This window comes from Rahnella ecdela (assembly GCF_019049625.1).
In the GTDB taxonomy this organism is placed as follows: domain Bacteria; phylum Pseudomonadota; class Gammaproteobacteria; order Enterobacterales; family Enterobacteriaceae; genus Rahnella; species Rahnella ecdela.
In genome coordinates this window covers 233884-244138 of the sequence record NZ_JAFMOY010000129.1, presented here as the reverse complement: position 1 = coordinate 244138, position 10255 = coordinate 233884, and the positions used below count along the sequence as shown (strand labels likewise).

At 50.2% G+C, this 10255-nt stretch carries 7 protein-coding genes, 1 tRNA gene and 3 rRNA genes; 8 read left to right on the top strand and 3 right to left on the bottom strand.

Annotation, left to right across the window (positions count from 1 at the left end):
- The 4 genes from J1784_RS16970 to rrf (J1784_RS16955) form a co-directional block, all read left to right on the top strand.
- Positions 1-102 (top strand): 23S ribosomal RNA (locus J1784_RS16970); the annotation flags it as partial.
- A gap of 118 nt (positions 103-220) precedes the next feature.
- Positions 221-336: ribosomal RNA gene (gene rrf / locus J1784_RS16965) — 5S ribosomal RNA — on the top strand.
- A 50-nt stretch (positions 337-386) separates the two neighbouring features.
- Positions 387-462: transfer RNA gene (locus J1784_RS16960), tRNA-Thr, on the top strand.
- A gap of 36 nt (positions 463-498) precedes the next feature.
- A 5S ribosomal RNA gene (gene rrf / locus J1784_RS16955) occupies positions 499-614 on the top strand.
- A gap of 139 nt (positions 615-753) precedes the next feature.
- Here rrf (J1784_RS16955) and actP read toward each other — a convergent pair.
- From actP to acs, 3 genes are read right to left on the bottom strand one after another with little or no spacing between them, the layout of a single operon-like run.
- Positions 754-2421: a cation/acetate symporter ActP gene (actP, locus tag J1784_RS16950; RefSeq protein WP_217150198.1), complete on the bottom strand. Its 1668-nt coding sequence runs from the start codon at positions 2419-2421 to the stop codon at positions 754-756.
- Positions 2418-2729, bottom strand: a complete 312-nt coding sequence (locus tag J1784_RS16945; RefSeq protein WP_120509848.1) for a DUF485 domain-containing protein — start codon at positions 2727-2729, stop codon at positions 2418-2420. Before J1784_RS16945 ends, actP begins: the two co-directional genes overlap by 4 nt.
- Before the next feature lie 54 nt (positions 2730-2783).
- Entirely contained in the window at positions 2784-4745 is a 1962-nt protein-coding gene (gene acs, locus J1784_RS16940) for an acetate--CoA ligase (protein ID WP_217150197.1), read from the bottom strand.
- Between the two features lie 516 nt (positions 4746-5261).
- Here acs and J1784_RS16935 point away from each other — a divergent pair.
- The 4 genes from J1784_RS16935 to J1784_RS16920 all read left to right on the top strand — a co-directional run bounded on the left by J1784_RS16935 (position 5262) and on the right by J1784_RS16920 (position 10254).
- Positions 5262-5843, top strand: coding sequence for a fimbrial protein (locus J1784_RS16935; protein ID WP_217150196.1), 582 nt, complete (start codon positions 5262-5264; stop codon positions 5841-5843).
- 145 nt (positions 5844-5988) lie between these two features.
- Positions 5989-8445, top strand: a complete 2457-nt coding sequence (locus J1784_RS16930) for a fimbria/pilus outer membrane usher protein (protein ID WP_238485560.1) — start codon at positions 5989-5991, stop codon at positions 8443-8445.
- A 47-nt stretch (positions 8446-8492) separates the two neighbouring features.
- A complete protein-coding gene (locus J1784_RS16925) occupies positions 8493-9227 on the top strand; it encodes a fimbrial biogenesis chaperone (RefSeq protein WP_217150194.1) in 735 nt (244 codons plus the stop codon).
- Positions 9228-9282: 55 nt separating this feature from the next.
- Positions 9283-10254, top strand: a complete 972-nt coding sequence (locus J1784_RS16920; RefSeq protein WP_217150193.1) for a fimbrial protein — start codon at positions 9283-9285, stop codon at positions 10252-10254.
- The last annotated feature ends 1 nt before the right edge of the window (position 10255 follow it).

Sequence of the window (10255 nt, the reverse complement as noted above, 5' to 3'; positions counted from 1 at the left end):
CACCTGAAGGGACGTTTAAGACTAAGACGTTGATAGGCTGGGTGTGTAAGTGCAGCGATGCATTGAGCTAACCAGTACTAATGACCCGAGAGGCTTAACCTTACAACACCAAAGGTGTTTTAGAGTGGCTCTGTGATTTGATTTTCAGCTGAATGTTCCGAGATTGGTTCGTATGGTATAGGCAGAGATGCTGGATACGGTATGAATGAAACAGAATTTGCCTGGCGGCAGTAGCGCGGTGGTCCCACCTGACCCCATGCCGAACTCAGAAGTGAAACGCCGTAGCGCCGATGGTAGTGTGGGGTCTCCCCATGCGAGAGTAGGGAACTGCCAGGCATCAAATTAGTAAAGCTTGCTTTCAAGCGAGCTGTTAAAAGAATAAGTTTGCTGATATGGCTCAGTTGGTAGAGCGCACCCTTGGTAAGGGTGAGGTCCCCAGTTCGACTCTGGGTATCAGCACCAGTAATAAGCGTTGAGTTCGGTAAATTACAGAATTTGCCTGGCGGCACTAGCGCGGTGGTCCCACCTGACCCCATGCCGAACTCAGAAGTGAAACGCCGTAGCGCCGATGGTAGTGTGGGGTCTCCCCATGCGAGAGTAGGGAACTGCCAGGCATCAAATAAGACAAAAGCCCTGCACAATGTGCAGGGCTTTTGTCTTTTGTGTTTTCATTAGATCTGCGATTATAGACTGAATATCAAAACAAAAGGCCATCCTCAGGGATGGCCTTTTGCGTTTCTGAAACCAGAACAATCAATGATTAGAGCTTTGAGAGATCCCGATCCCTGTTTGTGAACGTACAAACTGAGGATAGAAACGTTCCCTTTCCTTCTGTCCTTCAAGGGAGTTATCTGTAATCGAGAAGAACCAGGTGCCCACGAAGGCGACAATCATCGAGAATAACGCCGGATATTCATACGGGTAAATCGGTTTACCATGACCTAAAATCTGAACCCAGATAGTTGGCCCGAGGATCATGAGTATGACTGCCGTAAGTAACCCCAGCCAGCCACCAATCATTGCTCCGCGCGTCGTTAGTTTTGACCAGTACATTGAGAGCAGAATAATAGGGAAGTTACAGCTCGCAGCGATGGAGAAAGCCAACCCGACCATGAACGCAATATTCTGTTTTTCAAATAAAATACCCAGAGCAATCGCCACAATCCCTAAAATGATGACCGTTATTTTCGAAACACGCAGTTCATCACGTTCAGTCGCTTTGCCATCCTTGATGACACTGGCGTAAAGGTCGTGAGATACCGCCGAAGCGCCCGCTAGTGTCAGACCTGCAACAACGGCAAGAATAGTGGCGAAGGCGACAGCAGAGATGAAACCGAGGAAGAAGCTCCCTCCGACCGCATCAGCCAGATGGACTGCAGCCATATTATTGCCACCAAGCAATACACCGCTGGCATCTTTAAAGGCAGGATTTGCACTGACAAGAACGATAGCACCGAAACCGATAATGAAGGTCAGTATATAGAAGTAACCAATAAAACCGGTGGCATAAAACACGCTTTTGCGGGCTTCTTTTGCATCGTTTACCGTGAAGAATCGCATCAGGATATGCGGTAAACCGGCAGTACCGAACATTAGCGCAAGCCCCAGAGACAACGCGGATATCGGGTCTGAAACCAGTCCTCCCGGACTCATGATCGCAATCCCTTTAGAGTGTACCGCGACGGCCTGAGTAAAGAGCGTGTTGAAGTTGAAGCCGACAGACCTCATGACCATAATCGCCATGAATGTCGCACCCGCCAGCAGCAGAATCGCTTTGATGATTTGCACCCACGTTGTCGCCAGCATCCCGCCAAACAACACATAGAGCACCATCAGGATACCGACTAAGATCACAGCCACATGGTAGTTAAGACCAAAAAGCAGCTGGATCAGCTTACCCGCGCCAACCATCTGTGCAATCAGATATAACGCGACTACTACCAGTGAACCACAGGCTGAAAGCAATCGGATCGGTTTCTGCTTCAGACGGTAAGACGCCACATCGGCAAAGGTATATTTCCCCAGGTTTCGCAAACGCTCGGCAATGAGGAAAAGAATAATCGGCCAGCCAATCAGGAATCCAATAGAGTAGATCAGCCCATCGTATCCGGAGGTGTAAACCAACGCAGAGATACCCAGAAAAGACGCTGCTGACATAAAGTCACCAGCAATCGCCATACCGTTTTGCAGGCCGGTAATGCGTCCGCCCGCGGTATAGTAATCCTGACGAGAGCGGGTGCGTTTTGCCGCCCAGTAGGTGATATATAACGTCGCACCGACAAACAGCACGAACATTATAATCGCTTCAATATTAAGAGGCTGGCGTTTGACTTCTCCTGCGATCCCTTCGGCGGCAAACAGGCTGAACGGGAAAGCTAAAGATAACGCCAGCAAAATGAGAGAGCCGCGACGCGCCTTCATGGCTGCACCTCGCGGATAATATCTGCAGTGAGCCGGTCAAATTCGCCATTCGCGCGAATGACATAAATTCCGGTCAGAACGAAAGAGATAACGATAAGTCCCACGCCAACTGGAATCCCACGGGTAATCGTGGCTCCTTCATAGAGCGGAGTTCCCAGCCACTGCGGATCGAAGGCAATGAGCAGGATAAAGGCAACGTACAGAACCAGCGTGATACCTGAAAGTAACCAGGCAAAACGGCTGCGTTTTTGCACCAGTTCCCTGAAGCGCGGATTATTTACAACTCTCTGATAAATGAGATCATTCATCTCAGTGACTCCTGTGAGGCATTGATAGAGTTCACCGCGCCAGGGCGGTGAAAATTACGACGGCACTTTCATTGATTGTTTTTCTTCCAACAATTTGTCGACTACACCCGGATCCGCCAGCGTAGAGGTATCTCCCAGATTACTGGTGTCACCGGCAGCAATTTTGCGCAGGATACGGCGCATGATTTTGCCAGAGCGGGTTTTAGGTAATGAATCAGTCCAGTGAAGAACGTCCGGTGTGGCGATGGACCCTATCTCTTTACGCACCCAGTTGCGTACTTCGGTATAGAGTTCCGGTGTCGGTTCTTCGCCGTGATTGAGAGTGATATAGGCGTAAATAGCCTGACCTTTGATGTTATGCGGAATGCCCACAACAGCTGCTTCGGCAATTTTAGGGTGCGAAACTAACGCCGATTCAATTTCGGCTGTTCCCAGGCGATGGCCGGAGATATTCAGCACGTCATCCACACGGCCAGTTATCCAGTAATAGCCATCTTCATCACGACGGGCACCGTCTCCGCTGAAATACATATTTTTGAAAGTGGAGAAATAGGTTTGTTCGAAGCGCTCATGATCACCAAACAGCGTACGCGCCTGTCCGGGCCATGAATCGGTGATCACCAGATTGCCCTCGCAAGCACCTTCCTGTGGGACACCTTCGTTATCTACCAGTGCAGGCTGAACCCCAAAGAAGGGTCTTGTTGCTGAGCCGGCTTTCAGCTCAGTGGCACCCGGCAATGGCGTTATCATGAAACCGCCGGTTTCGGTTTGCCACCAGGTGTCGACAATCGGGCATTGGCTATTGCCAATCGTTTTGTAGTACCACTCCCAGGCTTCCGGGTTAATCGGTTCACCCACGGAACCCATAATCCGCAGTGATTCACGGCTGGTGCCTTCAATTGCTTTATCGCCCTCGGCCATCAGGGCACGTATAGCAGTAGGCGCGGTGTAAAGAATATTCACTTTGTGCTTATCAATGACCTGAGCCATACGGGCAGGCGTCGGATAATTTGGCACACCTTCAAACATCAGGCTGATTGCGCCGCAGGCCAGCGGCCCGTAAAGCAAATAGCTGTGGCCCGTTACCCAGCCAACGTCGGCGGTACACCAGTAGATGTCTCCGTCATGATAATCAAAGGTGTATTTGAACGTGAGCGCGGCATAAACCAGATAGCCGCCGGTAGTATGCAACACGCCTTTTGGCTTGCCAGTAGAACCGGAGGTATAAAGGATGAACAGTGGATCTTCTGCTTTCATTTCTTCGGCCGGGCAATCAGCGGATACGCCGTCAATCGCCTCATGCCACCAGATATCACGACCTTCTTTCCACTCACCCTGCTTGCCGGTGCGTTTGAAAATAATGGAATGCGTAATGCTGGTAACTGAAGAATTTTTCAGGGCATCATCCACATTCTGCTTCAGCGGAATAGTTCGCCCCGCGCGCAACCCTTCATCAGCGGTGATAACCACTTTGGCGCTGGAGTCGATAATACGGCCAGCGACGGCTTCCGGTGAGAAACCGGCAAAGATAACGGAATGCACGGCACCAATACGCGCGCAGGCCAGCATGGCCACCGCAGCTTCCGGCACCATCGGCATATAAATAGCAACAACGTCCCCTTTTTTAACGCCCAATCCTTTCAGTACATTTGCGAACTGACAGACGTCATGATGAAGCTGTTTATAGGTGACGTGCTTATTTTCAGCTTTAGGGTCATCACCTTCCCATATCAACGCTGTCTGATCGCCTTTCTCTGCTAAATGACGATCCAGACAGTTCTCAGCCAGATTGAGCGTGCCATCCTCAAACCAGCGGATATCGATATTTCCCGGCGCGAATGACGTGTTCTTCACTTTTGTGAAAGGTTTGATCCAGTCCAACACTTTCGCCTGCTCGGCCCAGAATGCATCAGGGTCTTCTACAGACTGTTGATAAAACTGCTGATATTTCTCAGGTGTGATCAGGGTACGTTCTGCCACAGAGGCAGGAATAGGATGCTTGTAAACATGGCTCATGGTTTTTCTCCTTTGATTTGTTAATGATATGTCAATCAAAGGTTAAGTGTAGTTAGCGGTTTGGCTTTGTTTGGTTTTTGGGGGTCAGATCACGCAAGCAGAGTAAAAACAGCAAGATATGCGCAAGGTCACTGCGGAGCAGACCACAGAAATAAAATGAATCCGGGAGAAAGGAAAAGTGTCTGTTGGTGAAAATTTATGATTAAAAATGTAATAAATTAGTTAAATAAAGCTTAACTCACCTCATCTAATGCGAAAGTTATTATTCGTTGCAGAACATTTAATATCATTTATCTTAACCTATAAGTTAATTTCCTTTCATAATGGCCATGTTTAAAGATTAATCCGAGCGTAAAACTCTTAATATTTGCATTAAGCAAATTATTATAACGTTAAATTAAAAATATCAGTATATTGATCTGGCAAGAGAGGGGTGCTCTCTTCGGTACAGCGAATAATATCGCTTAACAGCGGCTTTACGCTTAATAGCTACCGTTACAATCTCAAGGACTTACTATGTTTAACGCCAAGAACAAGACACTGGTTATTGCTTTATCTGCACTTATTTCTGCCTCAGCTTTCGCAGACGATGTCACTACACCGCCGACAGGAACCGATCAGGGCTCTGGTCGTATTCATTTCACCGGAACCGTTATTAATGCGCCTTGCTCTATTGCTCCAGGGGATGAGGACATTAATGTGAATATGGGCCAGGTAGCGAATAAGGTGCTGGAAAGCGGCAATAAATATTCTCAAAACGTTAACTACACCATTCACCTGCAAGGCTGCGACCTGACTGCGCAAACTGCGGGCACCGTCGAATATCCGGCGATGTCTAAAGTGGCCGTTTCTTTTGCCGGTACACCTGACAGCAGTGCGACTGAATTGCTGGCGAACACCGGCAGTGCTAAGGGCGCTGGCATTCGTCTGATTGATGCGAACGGCGACTTGCTGAAAGTCGGTGATACCTCTAAAGATATTAATCTTGTTACTGGCAACAATGAGCTGGTATTTGCTGCGCGCGTTGAAGCCAACACGCAGCCCGTTTCGACCGGTACTATCGTTTCGCAGGCAACGTACGCCCTGAATTATAAATAAGCATTGTTATTATTTAGGGGAGTTATCTCCCCTTTATTTTCCAGGTGCACCTGCGCCAGGGGTTTATGTTTGATCTATAAAAGCAAAAAGTGATTTTATTATGTTGTTTGCGATGGATGGAACATCGACAAGGAAAGGAACGGGCTTGTGGCTTATTTTCCTTTTGTCGGGATGCTTAATTTCAATCAGAAGCCTGGCGGTAGAGTTTAACGTTAACTTTATTGATTCTGCCGATCGCAATAACGTCGATTTGTCGCGTTTTCAGGTCGCCAATTACATCGCACCCGGCGAATATCTGCTGGATGTAATGCTTAATGGCCGCACCTTAGGTGATCAGAGTGTCATTCAATATATTCCGGTCGATGATAATAAAAATAGCCGGTTATGTTTACCGCCTTCACTGGTGGACAAATTCGATCTGACTAAAGCCGCACGGGAAAAAATAACCCTGTGGCATCATGACCAATGTACGTCTCTGGATAAACTGCCGGAAGTGACTGCCCGTTACGATCAGGAAAGGCAAACACTGAATATCAGTATTCCGCAGGCCTGGCTGACGTTCCACGATCAAAACTGGGTGCCGCCTTCCCAATGGGATGAAGGCGTAAACGGCGTTTTGCTCGACTATAACCTGCTGGGCAGCCGTTATATGCCGCAACAGGGAGATACATCCACCAGCTTCAGCAGCTACGGTACCACGGGTTTCAATCTCGGGGCATGGCGCGCCCGCGCGGATTACCAGTATTCCTCTTCGCGCACGTCAGGTTCGCCTGCCAGCGATAATTTCACCTGGACGCAGAAATATGTTTATCGCGCATTACCCTCTCTCGGCGCACGCCTGACCGGGGGACAGACTTACCTGAGTTCTGACATTTTCGATTCATTCCGCTTTCTTGGTGCGTCTCTTAACAGCGACCAGCGCATGTTACCGCCGTCGTTGAGAGGTTATGCGCCGCAGGTCACCGGGATCGCCAAAACCAACGCCAAAGTGAGCATCAGCCAGAACGGTCGGGTGATTTACCAGACCAACGTTTCACCGGGGCCATTCGTGGTTCAGGACCTGACCGAAGCGGTGCAGGGCGCGCTGGACGTCAAAATTGAAGAGGAAAATGGCAGCGTCACGACCTATCAGGTGACGACGGCCACCATTCCCTTTCTGACACGTAAAGGCCAGGTGCGTTTTAAAACAGCCATGGGGAAACCGACTACCGGCAGCAGCAACCGTGTTTTACAGCCGGGTTTTTACAGCGGGGAAATGTCCTGGGGCGCACTTAATGACTTCTCGCTTTACGGCGGCCTGATTGCGACGACGGGAAACTATCAGGCGCAGGCGCTGGGCGCGGGGCAAAACCTGCAAAAACTTGGGGCAGTGTCTTTTGACGTGACGCGCTCATCCGCGACTGTGCCCGACGCGGGTAAACAAACCGGCTTCAGCTATCGCGCCAACTACTCCAAGCGTTTCGATTCGACCGGCAGTCAGATTACCTTCGCCGGTTATCGCTTCTCACAAAAGACGTTTATGTCTTTTAACCAGTATCTCGACAAGGTGAACGGCGACGGTTATTCCCGCGACGATAAACAAACGTACACCGTGACGGCCAATCAGTATCTGCCCTGGCCGGCGATCACCTTGTATCTGTCGGCGACACATAAGGTCTACTGGAACGAAGATCCGAGTAACAACTACAGCGTCTCCGTCAGCAAAATTTTTGATATCGGGCGCTTCACCGGCGTGTCCGCCACCTTTTCGGCCAGCAAGCTGAATTACCGCAGCACCGATGAGAATCAGATGTTCCTGTCGTTCAGCCTTCCGCTCTCCTCAGGACAACAAATCAGCTACGACGCGCAGCAGGACTCGCAAAGTGGCTTCTCGCAAACTGCGTCGTACTACAACAGTCAGGATCCGAACAATACCTGGCGCGTTGGCGCGGGCGGAAGCAGCCCGGATGTGCAAAAAGGCAACGGCGTTTTCCGCGCGAACTATCAGCACATGTCGCCCTACGGACAGTTCGGCGCCAACGGCAGTGTGAAAAATAACGATTACCGTTCGGTGAATGCGAACTGGTACGGCTCGTTTACCGCCACCGCAGCGGGTGCGGCCCTGCATCAGAGCAGTGCGGGCAGCGAGCCACGCATGATGCTATCTACCGGAGTGAAAGGCATTCCGATAAGCGACGGCGCGTCCATAACTAACGATTACGGTATTGCGGTGGTGAATGGCGTGTCCAGTTATCAGACCTCTGATATCCGCGTTGATGTGAACCATCTGCCGGACGATGTGGAAGTGTACAGCTCGGTGGTCAGTAAAACCCTGACCGAAGGCGCAATAGGTTTTCGCAAAATCCGCGCGATTAAAGGTGAGCGTCTGATGGCGGTGATCCGTCTGGCGGATGGCAGCCATCCACCCCTGGGGGCTTCCGTCACCGACAACAGTTCCGGTTTTGAAGCCGGTTTAATCGGTGACGGTGGTCTGGCTTATCTGGCTGGGGTGTCAGGCGAAAAGACTCTGACCGTCCGCTGGGGAGACAACCAGCAATGCCAGATTCAGGTACCGCCGCAGCCTGAAACCTCTTCAGGACAGGTATTGCTGCCGTGCAGTTAACGATGAAAAACGGTCTGAAGAGACCGCATAAGTAAGGGAATAACCTGATGAAAAAATTGATTTTACGTTGTGCTGCCGTACTGATGCTGACCGGATCATATTATCCGGCTTTAGCCGCGGTCAACCTTGACCGAACGCGCATCATTTACAACGCCAGCGATAAATCCGTCAGCGTCATGCTGGAAAACCAGAGCAAGGAGCTGCCTTATCTTGCGCAGGTCTGGCTGGAGAATGCACAGGGCGAAAAAATCTCTTCGCCGCTGGTGGCATTGCCGCCGATGCAGCGTATTGATGCTGGCCAGAAAAGCCAGATTCGTATCCTGCAATTACCGGAAACCGCCGGTTTACCAAAAGATCGTGAGTCGCTGTTCTATTTCAACGTGCGCGAAGTGCCGCCAAAAAGTGATATGGCCAACGTGATGCAGGTGGCGATCCAAAGCCGCGTGAAGCTGTTTTTTCGCCCGGCAGAACTGAGGAAATTGTTGAAAGACAACTGGCAGGAACAGCTACAGGTTACGCGACTCAGGGACGGTCTGACGCTGACGAACCCGACCCCTTTTTACATCACTGTCGGGTATCTGGGAAAGGACAACAAAGGCAATGCGTCGGGTTTTGACAGTGTGATGCTGGCGCCGTTTGCTACGGAATCGCTGACCGGCAGTCAGTACGTCAGCGACCGTTACAGCCTGGGTTATATGGATGACTACGGCGGCTTACAGGTCAATCAGTACAACTGCCCGTCTGTGAAATGTCAGCTCGTCCGCAAGGATGATAAGCGATAACAACCGCGTGAGAAGCTGTCACTGAACGGATTTACCTAAAACAAAAGGGATTGTTATGTCTGATATTTGCAGATTTTCCATTGGCCGGATAGCCATCATCATCTTGCTGTTCTTGTTCTCCCGTAGCGCCCTGGCGCTCGATTGTGTGGAGAAAGGCACCGGTATCGTGGATAAACCGGCGATACCGGTCGGGCAGCTGGCTATTCCGGCGAATGTCCCGGTCGGAACCAAAATCTGGGAATCGAACGACATCAACGTCACCGCTTACTGCGACAATGTTTTAGGCTCGATTATCGACGTTGTGCATTTCTACTTTAACCCTAAATCTCAGTCGATAGGTGAAGGGTTATTGCTGGGCGTCAGCTACAACGGGCAGGATCTGGAGCAAAACGAACAGAGACTGAGTACCAACAGTGCGCCTATCAAAAAAGGCCAGAACGTGACGGTCAATGTGACGTTTCGCCTTTACATCAAAGTCAGTGGAAATGCGCCTTCCAGCGGGCATTACCAGGGGGCCGACCAGTTCACCGTTTTCCAGCTTGACGGCAGCAAGGGGATTAACAAATCTCCTAGCGCTAAAAACCTCAAATATAACCTTTCGGGCTTGCAGGGGATCCGTTTTCTGGCCTGTGGATCTGACCTGAAAGTGTATCCGGAATCGCAGATTGTGGATTTTGGCGTCATTCAAAGTACGACACTTTCGCGGTCGTCGGGTATTTCTCTGCCGTTTGCCATCAAAGCTGTGAAGCAAGGATGCCTGGATAATTTCTCGCTTCAGGCTGAATTTTCAACGGCCAGCCCGCTGCTGGACAGCACGGCGATAGACCTTTCTAACGGTGCCAAGCTGATGCTCTACAACGACCAGCAGCAGGCCATTACATTCAACCGGTACGATGATTTTGCTGAGCTGAACAACGTGAATGAGGTCACCAAAAACTTCACTGCAAAACTGAGTGCTATCCCGGGAAAATCACTTTCTCTCGGGAAGTTTGATGCGTCGGTGATTGTCAAAATTAACTATTACTGAC